General features: G+C 68.5%; 14 protein-coding genes and 1 tRNA gene. 7 read left to right on the top strand and 8 right to left on the bottom strand.

The genetic code is table 11. The features are described from left to right. Positions 1–122 precede the first annotated feature (122 nt). Entirely contained in the window at positions 123–2,192 is a 2,070-nt protein-coding gene (locus tag M9980_RS03700; protein ID WP_250753460.1) for a TonB-dependent receptor, read from the bottom strand. Next, positions 2,189–2,779, bottom strand: a complete 591-nt coding sequence (locus tag M9980_RS03695) for a rhodanese-like domain-containing protein (RefSeq protein ID WP_422921383.1) — start codon at positions 2,777–2,779, stop codon at positions 2,189–2,191. The genes M9980_RS03700 and M9980_RS03695 overlap by 4 nt, the downstream gene beginning before the upstream one ends. A gap of 37 nt (positions 2,780–2,816) precedes the next feature. Between M9980_RS03695 and M9980_RS03690 the strand changes: the two genes are divergently transcribed. Together M9980_RS03690 and M9980_RS03685 are read left to right on the top strand one after the other, a co-directional pair. Continuing rightward, the gene (locus tag M9980_RS03690) at positions 2,817–3,590 is read left to right on the top strand and encodes a quinoprotein dehydrogenase-associated SoxYZ-like carrier (RefSeq protein WP_250753458.1); all 774 of its coding nucleotides are present in this window, start codon (positions 2,817–2,819) and stop codon (positions 3,588–3,590) included. Positions 3,591–3,597: 7 nt separating this feature from the next. Beyond that, positions 3,598–4,542 (top strand): quinoprotein relay system zinc metallohydrolase 1, encoded by a 945-nt coding sequence (locus M9980_RS03685; protein ID WP_250753456.1) that lies wholly within the window; start codon positions 3,598–3,600, stop codon positions 4,540–4,542. Positions 4,543–4,628: 86 nt separating this feature from the next. Here M9980_RS03685 and M9980_RS03680 read toward each other — a convergent pair whose 3' ends face one another. From M9980_RS03680 to M9980_RS03670, 3 genes are all read right to left on the bottom strand, one after another. Continuing rightward, positions 4,629–7,058, bottom strand: a complete 2,430-nt coding sequence (locus M9980_RS03680) for a TonB-dependent receptor (protein WP_250753453.1) — start codon at positions 7,056–7,058, stop codon at positions 4,629–4,631. An 86-nt stretch (positions 7,059–7,144) separates the two neighbouring features. Further along, positions 7,145–7,834 (bottom strand): DUF1223 domain-containing protein, encoded by a 690-nt coding sequence (locus tag M9980_RS03675; RefSeq protein WP_250753451.1) that lies wholly within the window; start codon positions 7,832–7,834, stop codon positions 7,145–7,147. Between the two features lie 149 nt (positions 7,835–7,983). Beyond that, positions 7,984–8,073 (bottom strand) — tRNA-Ser (locus M9980_RS03670). A 154-nt stretch (positions 8,074–8,227) separates the two neighbouring features. Here M9980_RS03670 and hspQ point away from each other — a divergent pair. Beyond that, entirely contained in the window at positions 8,228–8,608 is a 381-nt protein-coding gene (gene hspQ / locus M9980_RS03665) for a heat shock protein HspQ (RefSeq protein WP_250753449.1), read from the top strand. A 255-nt stretch (positions 8,609–8,863) separates the two neighbouring features. Here hspQ and M9980_RS03660 read toward each other — a convergent pair whose 3' ends face one another. Further along, positions 8,864–11,647, bottom strand: a complete 2,784-nt coding sequence (locus M9980_RS03660; protein ID WP_250753447.1) for a TonB-dependent receptor plug domain-containing protein — start codon at positions 11,645–11,647, stop codon at positions 8,864–8,866. Positions 11,648–11,899: 252 nt separating this feature from the next. On the opposite strand from M9980_RS03660, the gene rplU reads away from it, so the two are divergent. The 3 genes from rplU (at position 11,900) to M9980_RS03645 (ending at position 13,299) form a co-directional block, all read left to right on the top strand. After that, positions 11,900–12,277, top strand: coding sequence for a 50S ribosomal protein L21 (rplU, locus tag M9980_RS03655; RefSeq protein WP_250753445.1), 378 nt, complete (start codon positions 11,900–11,902; stop codon positions 12,275–12,277). A 31-nt stretch (positions 12,278–12,308) separates the two neighbouring features. Beyond that, positions 12,309–12,578 carry a 50S ribosomal protein L27 gene (gene rpmA / locus M9980_RS03650; RefSeq protein WP_250753443.1) on the top strand — a complete coding sequence of 90 codons (270 nt, stop codon included), beginning with the start codon at positions 12,309–12,311 and terminating at the stop codon, positions 12,576–12,578. A gap of 172 nt (positions 12,579–12,750) precedes the next feature. Beyond that, on the top strand, positions 12,751–13,299 hold the full coding sequence (locus M9980_RS03645; protein WP_250753441.1) for a GNAT family N-acetyltransferase: 549 nt from the start codon (positions 12,751–12,753) through the stop codon (positions 13,297–13,299). 19 nt (positions 13,300–13,318) lie between these two features. On the opposite strand, the gene M9980_RS03640 is transcribed toward M9980_RS03645, so the two are convergent. Then, positions 13,319–14,164 (bottom strand): metal-dependent hydrolase, encoded by an 846-nt coding sequence (locus M9980_RS03640; RefSeq protein ID WP_250753440.1) that lies wholly within the window; start codon positions 14,162–14,164, stop codon positions 13,319–13,321. A gap of 46 nt (positions 14,165–14,210) precedes the next feature. Here M9980_RS03640 and M9980_RS03635 point away from each other — a divergent pair, with 46 nt between their 5' ends. Then, positions 14,211–14,795, top strand: a complete 585-nt coding sequence (locus tag M9980_RS03635) for a TetR/AcrR family transcriptional regulator (RefSeq protein WP_250753437.1) — start codon at positions 14,211–14,213, stop codon at positions 14,793–14,795. A gap of 17 nt (positions 14,796–14,812) precedes the next feature. Here M9980_RS03635 and recG read toward each other — a convergent pair whose 3' ends face one another. After that, a complete protein-coding gene (gene recG, locus M9980_RS03630) occupies positions 14,813–16,876 on the bottom strand; it encodes an ATP-dependent DNA helicase RecG (RefSeq protein ID WP_250753435.1) in 2,064 nt (687 codons plus the stop codon). Positions 16,877–16,942 lie beyond the last annotated feature (66 nt).

Raw genomic sequence — 16,942 nt, 5'->3', positions numbered from 1 at the left:
TCGAGCTTGTCGAGAGCCCGTATCGAGAAGTCCTCTCCATGAGGCACCCACCTCTCGATACGTCGTCTCGACAAGCTCGACGACTACTCGAGGCGAACGGCTTTTGTGGTGAAGGCACCTCCTCACCCCCCATAGCGCAACCCGATCCACACCGTCCTGGGCGTCGCCCGCTCGACGATATTCGCGCCGCTGATCCCCGTCTCCACCCGTGCGTCGCCGATATTCTCTGCCCGCGCCTCGATCGCCAGCCGCCGCGTGATCGGCAGCGCGGCATAGGCGTCGACGGTTGTCGCAGGGCGCAGCACGCGGGTGTTCTGGTCGTCGTCGAACTGGCTGGCGACGTAGCGTAGCGTCGTGGAGATCACCGCCGTCCCCTTGCGCCACCCGATCGTGCCCGAGACCTGATCGCTCGGGGTCTGCGCCGGCACCAGCCCGTCGAGCGGTGCCGCCGCGCCCGATGCCTCGACCCGCGAATTCACATGGCTCCACGAGGCGCGCGCAAAGCCCTGCCCGTGGCTGGCCTCGGCATCGACCTCGATCCCCCGCACCCGCACGCCGTCGAGGTTCTGGCGCACGCGGTACAGCCCGCCCGCCGCGACGAAGCCGACGCCGGGGAACGTCCCCGGCCCGCGGCCCGCGGTCACGTTGGCGATGGCATTGTCCAGCCGGTTGTCGAACCACGTCGCCGCCAGCCGCACGCCCGCCGCCGGGGTCAGCGTCGCGCCGAACTCGTAGCCGCTCAACCGCTCTGGCGCGAGCGCGGCGTTGGCCGCGGTCGCATCGGCGCCGACCCGGAATGGCCGGTACAGCTCGTTGAGCGTCGGCAGCCGCCACCCGCGATATGCCGCTGCACGCAGGGCAATTGGCGCGGCAACCTGCCACGCCAGCCCCATCCGCCCGGTGGCTTCGTCGCCCGACCGGTCGGCGAATTTGGTATCGGTCAGCGCCGCGCCGCCAGCGAGAGCGCGTTCGGACAGGAAACCGTCGGTGATCTCCCAATGGTCGTACCGCCCGCCAATCGCCAGCGTGACCGGCCCGAATGCGGCACTGCCATCGGCGAACACGCCGTAAGTGTTGCTGGCGCCGCCGGCCTCACGCCGCCGCGTCGGCAGGGCGGCGACATAGGTGAATAGCTCCTTCGTCCGTCCCGTCACCGCGCGCACATCGCCGCCCAGCCGCAGGTTCACATGCTCACCGACCGGTGGCGCGACCTCGAACCGTGCGCCGAGCCCGGTGGCGGGCGTGTTATACTGGTCGAGCGTCTGGGTCGCGGTGGTGCGTGCGGCGTTGATGCTGACGAAGCTCGACGCGAAGGCGCGCGTCTGGACATAGGCGAGCGCCGACCAGCCCCAGTTGCCGCGCCCGACCAGCCGGATGCTGGCGTCGGCGCCCTCGCTCTGGTTGTCGGTGAAGGCGGTGCCCCGTTCACGCGAGTCGGTGAAGGCGGCAAGGTTCGCCTGCAATTCGGTATCCGGGCCAACTCGCACCACGCCGCGCACCGCGCCCGATGCCTGTTCGTACCGCGCCGGGCGATCGACGCTCCCGCGGCTCTCCGCGACGGTCGGGATGAAGCCGTCGCCGCGTGCATAGGCGCCTGACACGGTGGCGAACCCGCCGTCGCGGACCAATGCGACCGATCCCTGCCCCTCGACCGACTCGCGGCTGCCATAGGCGGCGTGGGCGTAGAGCGTATCGAGCTGCCCCGGCGTCGCGCTCTCAAGTTCGATCGTGCCGACCAGCGCGCCCGGCCCGTAATATCCGCTGCCCCCGCCGCGGGTGACACGGACCTGCCCCAGCCGGTTGGTGGCATAGGCGGGGAAGGTCACCCACCCGCCGAACGGATCGGCCTGGGGCACGCCGTCGAGGATCAGCAGCGCGCGGCTCGACGCATTGCCGCCGATGCCGCGCAGCGACACACCCTGGCTGCTGGCGTTGGCGGAGCGCGAATCGCTGCGGCGGAATTGCTGGAGCCCGGCGACGTCGGCCAGCACGCTTTCCAGCCGCCCGCTGGCGTTGGTCGCGATCCGGTCGCGATCGAGCGTCACCACATCGACCACGCGATCAGCGGGCGATGCATCGAGTCCGCGGCCGGTGACGACGATGTCGGGACCGGACGTGGCGCGGTCCTGCGCGACGGCAGCGGCGGGCACGCCGGCGAGCGTGAGCACGGCAAGGCCGGGGATGATCTTCATGAACGCGCTTTCGACTTGGAGGACCAGGGAGTGACGGGGACGAGGGTACGACCGATATCGCGCCAGCCGTCGGCACCTTCGCCGAACCACAGCACGCGGGGGTAGCCGGCGCGAGATAGTCGCAATGCGGCGTTCCAGCTCATCCAGCAATCGGCCAGGCAGAAGACGACGATGGCGCGGCGCGGATGCGCGCGGTGCAGCGTCGCCACGCCGCCGGCGAACCAGCGCGCGATCGCCGGGTCAGGCACGCCGCGCCCGGCTTCCGGAAACCAGGCCGCGCCCGGAATGCTGACCGCGGGTCGCGCCAGCCGCCAGGTGCCGGTGGCGGCATCGCGCACGCCGCCCTCCGCCGGCACGACGTCGATCAGCAGCGCGCCGCCGCGATCGACCAGCGCCGCCACGCCCTTGGCATCGATGCGCGCCACACCCGGGGGTGGGCCGGGCACGACGCCGCGGTACCCTGAAATACGATAGCCGGTAGCGGCATCGAACGCGCCGTCGTGCGCCGACGCCGGTACCGCCGCGAGCGCAACTCCGACAATGGCGATCCCCAGCACGCGCACACGACCCTCCGACCAAGGTGTCATGGTCGATAGCGCAGATTGGGCGTACCCGTACTTTGGAATGACGAGTCTCTTGCTCATCGCCGCGGCGCTGGCACCGGTGGCGGCTACCCCGCTGCCGGCGGATCCGTTGCAGTCGCCGATGTGGGAATTCATCGCCGACCAGGTGTTCGGCGACAATGCCGTCGTGCGCTTCGACCCCCGCGTAAAGGTCAGCTTTCCCGAGATCGCCGAGAACCAGCGCGTATTCCCTGTGCAGGTCGATGCCCGCGCAATCCCCGACGTCGTGCGCGTCGTCATCATCGCCGACCTGAACCCTATCCAGCTGCCAATCGATTTCCGCCCCGCCGCCGCGGAAGCTTTCGTCGCCACCCGGATCAAGCTCGACCAGCGCACGCCGGTGCGCGGCGCGGTGCAGTTGAAGGATGGCAGTTGGCTGGTATCGGGCGGATGGATCGACGCCGCGGGCGGCGGCTGTTCCGCCCCGCCGGTCAGCCGGGTGAAGGGCGATTGGGCACAGCATCTGGGCGAGGTCCGCGGGCGGTTGTGGACGGGCGCCGATGGCGCGCGGCTGCGCCTCGCCTTTCGCCATCCGATGGACACCGGCCTCGTCGACAAAATTTCCGCTTATTACATCGACGACCTGAAACTGCGCACCGCCGACGGCCGCGCGCTCGGCGAGGTGAAGATGCAGGCGGCGGTGGCCGAGGATCCGGTACTGACCCTGATGCCGAAGGTGAGGGCGGGCGACACGGTGGTGTTTGCCGGGCGCGACACCAACGGCATCGACTATGCCGGGTCGGTCGCCGCGATCGCGGATACGACCGGCCAGTGACAGCCGCATGATCGCGCGACGGACGGTTCTGGCCGGCGGATTGGCAGCGCTTGCGGTGCCGGTTCTCGCCGCGCCGCTCACCTACCCCATCACGCCGATAGCAATCGGCGACGGCGTATGGATGGTCGCCGGGGCCGACGAGCCGATCCTGCGCGCGAACGGCGGCGCCATCGCCAACATCACGATCATCGCGACCTCTGCCGGCGCGGTGCTGGTCGATGCCGGCCCGTCGCTGCGCTATGGCGAGGCGCTGGTTGCGGTGGCGAAACAGCTGACCGGAAAGCCGGTGGCGCGGGTGTATCTGACCCACCTCCACCCCGACCACACCTACGGCGATTCGGCGTTCGACCCGGCCATCGTCGCGGCGACACCGGCGCTGACCGAGACGCTGAAGCGCGAGGGCGCCGGCTTCGCCGACGGCATGTACCGCCTGCTCGGAGACTGGATGCGCGGGACGGAAATCCACATGCCGGGCCACGCGATCACCGCGGACAGCGAGACGGTCGGCGACCGCAGCTTCCGAATGCTGCCGCTTGCCGGGCACAGCGCGTCGGACCTGGCGCTGCTCGATACGAAAACCGGCATCCTCGTTGCCGGCGACCTCGTCTTCAACAACCGCGCACCGTCCACTCCGCACGCCGACCTGCCCAAATGGCGGACGTCGCTCGACACGCTGAAGGCGCTTGGCCACCGCGCGGTCGTGCCGGGGCACGGGCCCTTCGACCCGACCCCCACCACCGCCATCGCCCAGACCCGCGAATGGATCGACTGGCTGGAGGGCGCGCTGACCAGGGCAGTCGACGACGGGCTCGACATGGTGGAGGCGGGCGCGATGCCGATCCCGCCGCGCTTCGCCGGTATGAAGGCCGCGCGCTACGAACTGCAACGCTCGGTCTCGCATCTGTACGCAGGGATCGAGGACCAGCGCCTGCCCCGCGTGGACAAGCGTTAGGAGCCCCTGTCCGTTCGTGCTGAGCGAAGTCGAAGCACCGTGGCGGGCGCATGCCCTTCGACTTCGCTCAGCACGAACGGCTTAAGTCAGAAACTCAACCGCACCCCGCCGCGGACGCTGCGCGGGGCGCCGGGGGCGTAGAAGGTCGAGGACAGCAATGGCCGCTCGCCATCGATCACCGGCCCGCTGAACGGCCGCGCCACGAAATTGCCGGTCGCATCGAACCCGGTCGGGCCGATCTGCGCCGCGGTGGCGTAGTCCTTGTCGAACACATTGTTGACCTGAACGTACAGCGCCAGCCTGCGCGTCGGGCGCACCTCGGCCCCGGCGTTGACCACGGCATAGCTGCGCGTCCGCCCCTCCCCCAGATAATAGGTACCGTCCGGTTCGTGCGCGTTGTTCTCGTTGCCCCGCGCGAAGACACCCGATGTCGCAATTAAGTCGGCGCTCAGCGTCAGCATTCGCAGGGGCGACCAGCCGACGCTCGCCTTGACCACATGGCGCGGGATCAGCGGGATGCGGTTGCCGGGCATGATATCGATGTTGCCCTCGAACCCCGGCGCGGGACCGTCGTTGTCGCTGTTGCCGGCACCTCCGACCTCCTCCGCGCTGCGATAGGTGGCGTCGAGCAATGTGTAGTGCGCGCCGAGCGTCAGCGTGCCGACCTCCCCGCTCACGTCCACGTCGATCCCCTGCCGCCGCGTCCGCCCGAAGTTACGGAAATAGCCGAAGCCGGTCGCGTCCGACGCCACGAACAGGATGTCGTCGCGCGACACGGTGCGGAACGCGCCGACCCGCGCGCGGACGCCGCGATGCTGGAACGACGCGCCACCCTCGACCGTGCGCGCGACCACCTGGCGGAGCGGCGGATCGCCGGCCAGCGCATTGGGCAGGCGGCACGGGCTTTCGGGATCGGCGCAGCCCAGCTCGATTGCCGACGGCGCGCGGCTGGTCTGCGCCACCGCTGCATCGATCGCGAAGGACAGCGTCGGCGACCAGCGCAGCGCAACGCCGGGGTTGAGCCGCCCGAACCGGTGGTCGCCATCGAGCGATCCGGTCCCCCCACCCGGCGTGATCGCATCGCGATTGTGAACGACGGTGCGGTCATAGCGCGCCGATAGCTCGACATGCAGCGTCCGGGTCAGGTCGAGCGCATCGAGCGCATAGGCGCTGAGCACGCTGGTCCGCCCGGTTAGCGCGACGCGGGCGTCGAACGCATTCTCCGTATCCTGGCTACCGTCGGCAAACGCCCCCGGCCCGCTCACCGGCACGACGCCGCGCGCCGGTGTCAGATAACCGAACTGCGCCGACTGCGCGAAGCGCGCACGCCCGTCGACATACCCCGCACCCAGCGTCAGCACATTGCCCGCCGCCCAATCGCTGCGGACGGCCAGCTCTCCGCTCACCCCCCACTCGCGCTGGCGCGTCGCCGATCGGTTGAGCAGGCCGTTGCACTTCTCATTGGGTTCGGAATTCAGCAGCACGTTGGCGATGCAGCGGAAGCGGGGGAACGGCGTGTTCGCCTGCGTCTCTCCGCTGGTCGGGAAGCCAGTGATCCCCGCCGCGGTCAGCGCCGCACGCTCGGCGGCGCTCGGCTGGTACAGATTCTCGCCCAGCGAATCGTCGTTGATGTCGCCGTTCAGCGTGTCGGTATGGATGCGCCGCCAGAATGCGGTGGCGGTCAGCCGCACGCGATCGGTGACGTCGTGCCCGCCGCTCAAATTTACCAGGATCGCGCGGTTTCGGGTGGTATCCGGCTGCGTGTAGACGCTCGCCCGGTCGGCGGAGAGCAGGCGCTGTTCCTGCAGGCCGTTGCCGTTCAGGTCGGTGTCGGCGACGCTGGCCGACAGTGCCAGATCGCTCGTACCGCCCGCGTAGCGCAGCTTCGCAAAGCCCTGCACCGCCTCCGATGGCGAGAAATCGCGCCACCCGTCCTCCGCGAAATAATCGCCGGCCGCGAACACCGACACCGTCGGCGACAGCGCCGCGCCAATCGAGCCGCGCAGGACGCGCCGATCGAACGACCCATAGCTCGCATCGGCCATGACGCCGGGATCGGACGCGCCATCCTTCGTCCGGACCGACAGCGCGCCGCCCAGCGAGTTGCGCCCGAACAGCGGGTTCGAACCCGGCACCAAAGTGATCGACCGGATCGCCGAGGTCGGGATCAGATCCCAGCTGACGACGTCGCCGAACGGCTGGTTCACGCGCACGCCGTCGACATACACCGACAACCCCTGCGGCGTGCCGAGCAGCGGCGACGCGGTGAAGCCGCGATAGTTGATGTCGGGTTGCAGGGGGTTGCCCTGCACCTCGTTCACGAACACGCCGCCGGTCATCCGCTTCAAATGGTCGGTCAGGTCGGTGGCATGGCTGGCGGTTAGTGCCTCGTCCGATATGGTCTGCGCCGGGAACGCCAGGCTGTCCTCGCCGACGTCGTGCAGCGGGGTCGCGGTGACGACGATGTCGGTGCCGCCATCGCGCGGATCGTCGGCGACCTGGGCCGTCGCCGGCATCGCCGTAAGCGCCCCGATCGCAAACGTCGTCAGCCACCCTGTCCGGGTCATCGCGCACCAGCGCCGCGCCGTTCGCGCATCGCCGTTCACTCGACGACACGCGCCGCGACGATCGCGCCGCCGTCCGCCGATTGCACCAGCACCGCTCGCCGCAGGCCCCCGCGCGGCGGCGGCAGGGGGTAGCGGATCGCCGTGCCCGACCACGCGCCGATCCGGTCGAGCCGCCGCACGACGTTGCGATGCGGCAGCGTGCGCCCGGCGTTCTCGCCCGCGCGCACCGGCACCGCGATCGTCCGCGGGTCGTAGGAGACCAGCCACACGTCGGCGCGGCGCGCGCTGCGGGCGTCGGCGGCGACCGTCAGCCAACCGTCGACGACCGCGATCGCCGGCCCGCGATCGCCGCGATCCGCGCTGTCGATCGCGCGCATCAGCACGTCGCGGTCGTTACCGACGACTGCGAACCGTCCGTTCAGCACGACTTGCGGCGTCGCAAGCTGGCGCTTGCCCACCTGCGCATAGGCCCGTTGGCGCGCGGTGAAGGCCGGCTGGGCGAACCGGTCTCGCCAGCCGAGCGAATCCCAATAGGTGACCGCGAAGGTCAGGACGATCAGATCGTCGCGCCCCGCCAGCGCATTGACCGCGGCCTGCGCCGGTGGGCACGCGGCGCACCCCTGCGCCGTGAACAGCTCGACCACGGTCGGATTTGCACGATCGGCTGCAGACGCCGGCACATTGAGCGCGGACGCGACCGTCACGCTCCCCAGAACCAGGATCATCGCGCAACTGCACCCCATCACCCCGACGCTATCAGGTCACGCGAGAGCCGGGCATGGTCCGTTGGTAGGAGACGCGTCCATGCAGCCGGTCAGGGCAGGCTTCAGCTGGTGGCGTGGCACCGCTGCGCAGGGGCGGAAGAAAAACCAAGTGGCGGAGAGGGAGGGATTCGAACCCTCGGTACCCTCGCGGGCACGCCGCATTTCGAGTGCGGTGCATTCGACCACTCTGCCACCTCTCCGCGAGGGGTCGCGTCGTGATTTCGCCCTCAGGCGAAGCGGCGCGGGTCGTTGGAGCGGCGCTGCTAGCGCATGTTTTCGAGGGCCGCAAGCGCGATGCGCGCGCCAGGCGTCTCTCTGCTTGTGGGCCGACCGCGTCACCCCTAGATTGAGGGCATGACCCGTCACCCGACCACCACCGATGCCTTTTCCCCCGCCGTGCCGCTGCCGCCGGTCGCGACCGCGCGCTTCGCGATCGGGGCGGTCGTGAAGCACCGCGTGTTCGATTTCCGCGGGGTGATCTTCGACGTCGATCCGGTCTTCGCCAACAGCGACGAATGGTATGACGCGATCCCCGAGGACATCCGCCCGCGCAAGGACCAGCCGTTCTATCACCTGCTCGCCGAGAACGCGGATTCGAGCTATGTCGCCTATGTCAGCCAGCAGAATCTGGTGTCGGACGAAAGCGACGAACCGATCGACCACCCGGCGATCCGCGACCTGTTCGAACGGTCGGACGACGGGCGGTATAATCTGAGGCCCCACCACAAGCACTGAGCGAGGCGATGGGCGGGCGGCGCTCGGTTTGCGCAAGCAAACCGACGAATCGCCACGGCGGGCAGCGGACGGGCGCAGCCCGCCCGTCTGACGGCGTGGCGTCCCCTGTGCCCGTTCGTTTCGAGCGCCGTCGAGAAACGTTGGCCCCAAGAGCCCGTTTCTCGACTTCGCTCGAAACGAACGGTCGGGTGCCGCGTTCGGCCACACACGAAAAAGGGGGCCGCGAAGCCCCCTTTCCCCGCCCTGCCCGCGCGATCAGAACTGCGCCGTGAAGCGCCCGTAGAGGAAGCGTCCGTTGAACCCGAACGGCGAGAAGCCGGTGTAGGGGATGTAATAGTTCGAGATCGGGTACTGCCCGCCGACGCTCGCCGGGCGGTTCCCCTTGGGGAACGCGGTTGGGTACACGTCGAACAGGTTGTTCGCGCCGAATGCGAAGGTCGCATGCTCCTTGAAGGTGTAGCGGACCTCGAGGTCGCTGATCCACTTCGGCTCCAGGAACAGGTCGTCGGGGCCGTAGTCGGTCAGGCTGAGCGCGTTGCTGGTCGGGGCCGCCGCACCCGGCGCAATGACCTTGCCGTAGCGTGTGGTCTTCGCCGAGATGCCGAAGTCGCCGACCGACCCGTCCGCGCTCAGCACCAGCTTGTCCTTGGGCTGCCCGTCGGTGAAGCGGATGCCCTCGACCCGCCCGAACAGGATCAGGTTCGGGATTTGGGCGAGCGGACCCAGCGCATTGATGCGCCGGTCTATCGAATTGGTATTGTGGTTGTAGGCCGCCGACAGCGACCAGTTGCCGAGCCCGCCGATGCCGAACCGATAGGTGCCGACGACGTCGAAGCCCTCGGTCGTGGTGTCGAGGCCGTTGATGAAGAACCGCGCCGCGCCGACCGACTGGAAGCCGTTGGCGTCCAGGATCGCCTTCACAGCGGTATTCACCGCCGTCGTGCCGCTACCCGCCGCCCCGAGGTTTTCGGTGAGCACGATGCGATCGTCGATCTTGATGTGATAATAATCGGCGGTCAGGTTGAAGCCGCGGAACGGGTTGGCGGTGGCGCCGAGCGAGTAGTTGAGCGACTTCTCGGGCTTCAGCGGCTGCGACCCCAGCGCGCGGGCGACCGCGCTCGACACCGGCAGCGTCGAGATGTCGACCGGCAGGCCGGCGATGAAGTTGGTCGAGGTGGTGGTGAAGAACTGCTGGTGCAGCGACGGCGCGCGGAAGCCGTTCGACACCGACCCGCGAATCGCGAAGCCGTCGACCACTTCGAAGCGCGCGGCGAGCTTGCCGTTCCAGGTATCGCCGAAATCGCTGAAATGCTCGTATCGGCCCGCCGCCGTCACCGTGAATCCGGCGAAGATGTCGGTATCGAGTTCGGCATAGCCAGCGTAGCTGTGGCGGCTGGCATCGGTCGCCGCGGAGGCAGGGAAGCCGGGGAAGCCCTGCGCACCGACCGGCGCCTGGCGGCCGGGGAAGGAGCAGATGCCGCTCGCGGTGGTGTAGACCCCGCCCTGGGTCGAGCAGTTCGCCGCCGTCGTCGTCTGTGCGGCGACGAAGAACGGACCCGCGGCGTAGGACTGCACCTCACCCGGGCGGATCTTGAAATTCTCGTCGCGATATTCGCCGCCGAAAGCCAATGTCAGCGGCTTGGCGAAGCCGACTTCGAATTCCTGGCTGAGATCGAGGTTGGCGGTCAGTTGACCGAATTGCAAACCGCCCGAATCGAACGAGCTTTTGCTGGCCGGGCCGAACGAGGCATTGAGACTGTTTTCGGTCCGATAGTCGAAGCGGTTGTTGCCGTAGACCACCGACAGATCACTTTTGAACCCGCCGATATCGCCTTTTAGTCCTACCGCGATCGAATAATCGCGCAGTTCGGACGCGATGAACGGCAAAAAGCCATCGGGACGCAACGGCACAAAGTTGGCGTTGCTGGGCGTCGCCGACGGAGCGAGGACCGAGTAATCGCGATTGTTCGGCTGCTGCCCCGAGAAACGATAATTCGCAGCCGATCGACCATCGCGGCGCGCATAGGATGCGAAGCTATAGAGTTCGAAGTCGCCGATCGGCATGCCGGCGTTGGCGAAGATCGTGTAATCCTCGGTCCGCGGATCGCCGAACTCGAAGCTCAGGCGGTTGAACGTCGCTTCACGCGGATCGAATGGCGCTGTCGTTGACGTACGATTATACTGCGGGCGGATGTCGTAGCCCGCGCGGTTGGTGTTGTCGCGGTCGCGATATTCGGCGGTGACGTTCAGGAAACCCGGCCCGATCGGCACGCCCAGATTGGCGCCGATCGTCCACAGATCGCCGTCGCGCGCCTTGCGCTCTCCGCTGTAGGTCGCGGCGAGCACGCGGGCGTCGTTGGGGTCGAGGCCCAGCGTCACCGCCGACAGCTCGGGCACGCCGTCCAGCGTGGTCACGTATTTGCCGTAGCTGACCGACGCCTTGCCGCCGTGGTTCGCGCGCTTCAGCTGGATGTTGATGACGCCGGCGATCGCGTCGGAGCCATATTGCGAGGCGGCGCCATCGCGCAACACCTCGACCCGCTCGATCGCGAGCGCGGGGATCGAGTTCAAATCGACCGCCGCCGATCCGCGGCCCACCGTGCCGTTGACGTTGATGAGAGCGGTGACGTGGCGGCGCTTGCCGTTGACCAGCACCAGCGTCTGGTCGGGAGCCAGGCCGCGCAGCGATGCCGGGCGGATGACGTCGGTGCCGTCGGCGATCGACGGCTGCGGGAAGTTGAACGAGGGGACGAGCGTATTGAGAATCTTGTTCGTCTCACCCAGGCCCGAGGTCGAGAGCTGCTCGCTGGAGATCACGTCGATCGGCACCGCGCTGTCGGCGACGGTGCGGTTCGCGGCGCGCGTGCCCGTGACGACGATCGTATTCTCGGGCGAATCGTCGGGCACGCCGTCCTGCGCGGTCGCGCCCGGAACGGGATCGGCGACGGGCGGCGTCGCCGCGGTCTGGGCATACGCCGGCACGGCCAGCGCGAGCGCCGAAACCGACAAGGTGAGCAGCGTGGCGATCGAACGGCGCATCTTGAACCCCCAAATTTGTAATTCCGGCACCCCAACGCCGGTATCCCGCGCAACCTTATTCCAATGCACAAGCGTAACAAGATAGGTCGCCGCGCGATTGCGGCTTTCGGACCGCCCTGTTGCCGCGCCGCAACACAGGCCGGCGCGCGCCACGGTGGTTGACAGTTCGCCCCTGTCTGCGTAACTGCCCGCCTTCATCCCGGCCGGCATTGCTGGTACGGGGGATTAGCTTTGGATGAGAGTTTTAACGCCATGTTCGCAATCGTGCGCACGGGCGGCAAGCAGTATCGCGTTGCCGCAGGAGACAAGATCGTCGTCGAGAAGATGGACGGCGATGCCGGCTCGTCGGTGACCCTGGGCGATGTGCTGCTCGCGGGCGAGGGTTCGGACCTGAAGTCGGTGGCCGGCCTGACCGTCGCTGCCGAGATCGTCGCACAGGCGAAGGGCGAGAAGGTCATCGTCTTCAAGAAGCGCCGCCGCCACAATTATCGCCGCAAGAACGGCCATCGCCAGAACCACACGATCCTGAAGATCGTGTCGATTGGTGCCGTCGAGGAGAAGAAGGCCAAGGCCGCTCCCAAGGCGAAGAAGGCCGATACCACGACCGAAGCCCCCGCGGCCCAGGCGTAAGTCTCCAGACGTTCGAAGAGAGTAGATACTCATGGCACATAAGAAAGCAGGCGGTTCTTCGCGCAACGGTCGCGACTCCGCGGGCCGCCGTCTCGGCGTCAAGAAGTTCGGTGGCGAAGCCGTGATCGCGGGCAACATTATCGTGCGCCAGCGCGGTACCCGCGTGTACCCGGGCGCCGGCGTCGGCATGGGCAAGGATCATACCCTGTTCGCGCTGACCGACGGCCGCGTCCTGTTCAAGGATGGCAAGCTGGGCCGAAAGTTCGTCACCGTAGAGATGATGGCCGAAGCGGCCGAATAACGGGCGACCGACCGGGTTGCCCACCAGGGCGACCCGGGGTTCCACGACGGAACCGGTACAAGGGAGACGGGTCGCCCCGGCTCCCTTTTTTCTTGCTCCCTCCCCCAACTGCGGTGTCGCCGAGCCGTCACGATCCTGTGGCAGCGGACCCGCAACGACGAGGAGAGTGGACATGTTCGCAAGAACCCCGCGGCTGACGCTCCGGCCCGGCTGGATCGAGGATGCGCCCGAGCTGGCGCGCGCGGTCGCGCATGAAAGCGTGGCGATGAAGCTCGCGCGCCTGCCCTGGCCCTACGGCCTCGCCGATGCCGAGGCGTTCCTGTCGATGCCGCATGCCGCGGGCGAAGCGGCATGCCTGATCTTCGCGCACGACATGGGCGTCGCGCCCCGGCTGATCGGCTGCGTCGGGGTTCACCACATCGATAGCGTGCCAGAAATCGGCTATTGGCTGACCCCCGACGCCTGGGGCCGCGGCTATGCGACCGAGGCGGGCCGGGCGATGCTGGGGATCGCGCGATATGCGCTCGGGCACCGGCGGCTGGGCGCGCACCATCACCTCGACAATCCGGCGTCGGGCCGGGTGCTGCGCAAGCTGGGCTTCGCGCCGACCGGCCACATCGCTCCGCGCGAAAGCCGCGCGCGCGGCGTGAGCGTGCCGAGTGCCAGCTACACGCTGGCGCTGGACGGCGACGACAGCGACATCCCGCGCATGGCGGCGTGACCGGCCCTTCGGGTTCGGCTCACGCCGCCAGACGCGCGGCAGCGAAGTCGCTATCGACCAGGCCGATCAACGCGCGGTCGTCGTAGTTCCACGGGTGGAAGCCCGGCAGGAAAAACGCGATCCACGCGCCCAGGATCTTGCGCGCCATGCCCGGCCGCCCGAACGCATAGCGAAACAGCCGCCACTTCACCCCCGCGCCGGTCAGCCCATCCTGCGCGAGAAGGTCGAGCATGCCGACCGTGCGCCCGCGGAAAAACTTGGATGTGGTCATCACCATCACGAACGACTTCACCCACCAGCGCCGGAACCGCGGCCAGTCGCGCGTCGCGTGCCGCCAGGTGTCATAGGCGACGCCCTTGTGCTCGATCTCCTCGATCGGATGCCACCGCCACAACGCGACCGCTTCCGCATCGCCGCCCTCCAGATGCGCGGGGTTCGCGACCAGCTGGTGCGCCAGCATCGCGGTGAAATGTTCGAGGCACATCGTCGCCGCCAGGCTGGCGATCGGCGGGCGCCCCTTCGTCAACGCGATCTCGCGATCGACCCGCGATTCCAGTCGCGACGTATCATAGCCTTGGTCGGTGACATGGCGGTTGAAAGCGACATGCTCCCGAGTGTGGATCACTTCCTGCTTCGTGAAGGCCGCAATCTCTCCGGCCAGGCGCGGCGGGGTGCCGTCGCGAAACTTGCGCACCGAATCGATGAAGAACCCCTCGCCCTTCGGAAACGTCACCGACAGCGCGTTGTAGAACGCGGTCGCGACGGGATCGTCGTTCAGCCACCAACGGCGATAGCGCCCGCCCCGCCCGAAGCGGACGTCGCGCGGGGTGATCGTCAGATCGGCGGGAGTCTTTGCGTCGGGCAATGTTTTCCTCCAGATACGGAGCAATGAATAGTCACTACTTACATTTATGTCAATAACGCTGCGCAGACGCCTGAGCCCCGCCGAGTCGCGCGATGCCGCGCTGGATGCCGCGCGCGCGCTGCTGGTCGAGGACGGGCCGCAGGCGGTGACGCTGAAGGCGGTGGCGGCACGGATCGGGCGGACGCACGCCAATCTGCTCCACCATTTCGGGTCGGCAGCGGGTCTCCAGCGTGCGCTGATCGCCAGCATGGCCGACCGCATCGTCGGGCGCATCGGCGAAGCGGTGCTGCGCGCCCGCGCCGGCGACCAAGATCCGCGCGAAGTGGTCGAGCTGACCTTCGACGCCTTCGACCAGGGCGGCGCCGGGGCGCTGGCGAGCTGGATGATCCTGTCAGGCAACGAAGATGCGCTCGACCCAATCCTGAATGCGATCCACGATTTGGTCGACGAGCTGGTCGAGAGCCATGATTCCAAGGACCTGCCGATCCATGAGGAAACGCTGCAACTGGTGCTGATGGCACTCGGCGACGCGCTGCTCGGCGGGCCGATGGCGAAGGCGCTGGGCCTGCCGCGGACGAAAGCGCGCGACCTGGCGATCCGGGCGCTGATGGCCGGACGCAGCCACGGCTGACGCTGCGCGGTGCGGGCTCAGCCCGACCGCAACAGCCCGACCGCCGCATCGCGTTCGAACAGGTACAGCGCCGTCCGCGCCGCCTGCCCGCGCTCGCCACGCAATCCGCCGTCACGGTCCACCAACAACCGCGCGTCGCTGTTCGCCTCTGGCAGCAGGCTCGCGATCACGTCCGGCGTCGCCAGCCGGAACACCATCTCGCCCGACTGGCGCGTGCCGAGTAGCTCGCCGCTGCCGCGCAGGCGCAGATCCTCCTCGGCGATGCGAAATCCGTCATTGCTCTCGCGCATCAGCGCCAGCCGCGCGCGCGACGTTTCGCTGAGCGTTCCCCCGCGCAGCAGCAGGCACACCGACCGACCCCCTCCCCGCCCTACGCGTCCGCGCAGCTGGTGGAGCTGGGCCAAGCCGAAACGATCAGCGTGCTCGATCACGATCAGCGTCGCGTTGGGCACGTCCACGCCGACCTCGATCACCGTCGTCGCGACCAAGACGCCCGCGTCGCCACGCGAGAAGCGCGCCATCACCGCGTCCTTGTCCGGCCCCTTCATCCGACCGTGGACCAGCGCGACGCGGTCGCCGAACCGCTGCGCCAGCGTCGCCGCCCGCGCCTCGGCGGCGGCGAGATCGCTCTTCTCGCTTTCCTCGACCAGCGGGCACACCCAATAGGCCTGCCCCCCGCCCGACAAATGGCGAGCGAGGCCGTCCACCACCTCGTCCATCCGGTCCTCGGAAATCACCCGCGTCTCGATCGGCTCGCGGCCGGGCGGCATCTCGTCCAGGCGGCTGACGTCCATCTCGCCATATTGCGCCAGCGTCAGAGTGCGCGGGATCGGCGTCGCGGTCATCACCAGCAGGTGCGGCGGACGCTGCGCCTTCGCCTGCAGCATCATCCGCTGAGCGACGCCGAAGCGGTGCTGTTCGTCGACCACCACCAGCCCCAGCCGCTTGTAGGCGACGGCCTCCTGAAAGATCGCGTGCGTCCCGATCAATATGTCGATCTCGCCCGACGCGACCCCCATCAGCGTCGATTCGCGCACCCGCCCCTTGTCCCGCCCGGTCAGGATCGCGACGCGCACGGGCAGGCCGGACAGCTGGCGCGACAGCGTTTCGTAATGCTGGCGCGCGAGGATTTCGGTCGGCGCCAGCAAAGCCCCTTGCGCGCCCGCCTCCACCGCGATCAGCAAGGCCATCAGCGCGACCAAGGTCTTGCCCGACCCGACATCGCCCTGCAGCAGCCGCAGCATCGGCTGGCCTTGCGCCATGTCGCCCTCGATCTCGCCCACCGTGCGCGACTGCGCGCCGGTCGGGGCATAGGGCAGCTTCAGCGAGTCGCGCAGCCGCCCGTCGCCGGCCAGCGGCACGCCGCGCTTGCTCCGCGCCTCGCCGCGCACCAGCAGCAGCGCGAGCTGATTGGCGAACACCTCGTCATAGGCCAGACGCGCGCGCGCCTTCGTATCGGACGGATCGGCGTGGATCGCCGTGAGTGCCGCCTTCCAGTCGGGCCAGTCGTGCTTGGCCTTCAGGCTCGGCTCGATCCATTCGGGCAGGTCGGGCGCGCGCTCGATCGCCTGTGCGGCGAGCGCGGCGATGCGTTTCGAGGTGATCCCCTCCGACATCGGATAGATCGCGTCGCGGCCCCCGCCCTCGGGCGCCTCATCGAGCGGAAGGGCATAGTCCGGGTGGACGATCTGCAATTCCTGGCCGTACTGCTCCAGCTTGCCCGACACGCGGCGCGGCTCGTTCAGCGGCAGCAGCTTCTTCACCCAGCCGCTCGCCCCGCCGAAAAAGGCGAGCGTCACGTGGTTACCCTTTTCATCGACCGCCTGCACCCGCGACGGGCTGCGCGGGCTGCCGCCCATGCGGTACGACACAGGCGTCAGGGTGATCGCGATCGTCTGCCCGACATCGGCCATGTCGAGCTCGTCGCGCGGCAGGCGATCGATCCAGCCGGTCGGCAAATGGAAGGCGACATCCACGACGCGGCGCAGCGCCAACCGCTCCAGTGGCTTTGCAAGGCCCGGCCCCACGCCCTTCAGCGACGTGACTTCGGCGAACAGCGGGTTGAGGATGTCGGGTCGCATGGCTATCTCGCCCCTCTAACCCCAGCCGACGCGCTTCCCAAGCGCCGTCGGCCAATTCCGCGTGGA

Origin of the sequence: Sphingomonas donggukensis, from assembly GCF_023674425.1 — a bacterium.
GTDB lineage: Bacteria > Pseudomonadota > Alphaproteobacteria > Sphingomonadales > Sphingomonadaceae > Sphingomonas > Sphingomonas donggukensis.
Note: the sequence above shows the minus strand (reverse complement) of the source record. Positions and strands in the feature narration are given on the sequence as shown.

What these genes read in the sequence shown, in the direction of transcription:
- M9980_RS03700 (WP_250753460.1), bottom strand. Translation starts at nt 2,192, where the DNA reads ATGAAGATCATCCCCGGCCTTGCCGTGCTCACGCTCGCCGGCGTGCCC.
- M9980_RS03695 (WP_422921383.1), bottom strand. Translation starts at nt 2,779, where the DNA reads ATGACACCTTGGTCGGAGGGTCGTGTGCGCGTGCTGGGGATCGCCATT.
- M9980_RS03690 (WP_250753458.1), top strand. Translation starts at nt 2,817, where the DNA reads ATGACGAGTCTCTTGCTCATCGCCGCGGCGCTGGCACCGGTGGCGGCT.
- M9980_RS03685 (WP_250753456.1), top strand. Translation starts at nt 3,598, where the DNA reads ATGATCGCGCGACGGACGGTTCTGGCCGGCGGATTGGCAGCGCTTGCG.
- M9980_RS03680 (WP_250753453.1), bottom strand. Translation starts at nt 7,058, where the DNA reads ATGCCGGCGACGGCCCAGGTCGCCGACGATCCGCGCGATGGCGGCACC.
- M9980_RS03675 (WP_250753451.1), bottom strand. Translation starts at nt 7,834, where the DNA reads ATGATCCTGGTTCTGGGGAGCGTGACGGTCGCGTCCGCGCTCAATGTG.
- hspQ (WP_250753449.1), top strand. Translation starts at nt 8,228, where the DNA reads ATGACCCGTCACCCGACCACCACCGATGCCTTTTCCCCCGCCGTGCCG.
- M9980_RS03660 (WP_250753447.1), bottom strand. Translation starts at nt 11,647, where the DNA reads ATGCGCCGTTCGATCGCCACGCTGCTCACCTTGTCGGTTTCGGCGCTC.
- rplU (WP_250753445.1), top strand. Translation starts at nt 11,900, where the DNA reads ATGTTCGCAATCGTGCGCACGGGCGGCAAGCAGTATCGCGTTGCCGCA.
- rpmA (WP_250753443.1), top strand. Translation starts at nt 12,309, where the DNA reads ATGGCACATAAGAAAGCAGGCGGTTCTTCGCGCAACGGTCGCGACTCC.
- M9980_RS03645 (WP_250753441.1), top strand. Translation starts at nt 12,751, where the DNA reads ATGTTCGCAAGAACCCCGCGGCTGACGCTCCGGCCCGGCTGGATCGAG.
- M9980_RS03635 (WP_250753437.1), top strand. Translation starts at nt 14,211, where the DNA reads ATGTCAATAACGCTGCGCAGACGCCTGAGCCCCGCCGAGTCGCGCGAT.
- recG (WP_250753435.1), bottom strand. Translation starts at nt 16,876, where the DNA reads ATGCGACCCGACATCCTCAACCCGCTGTTCGCCGAAGTCACGTCGCTG.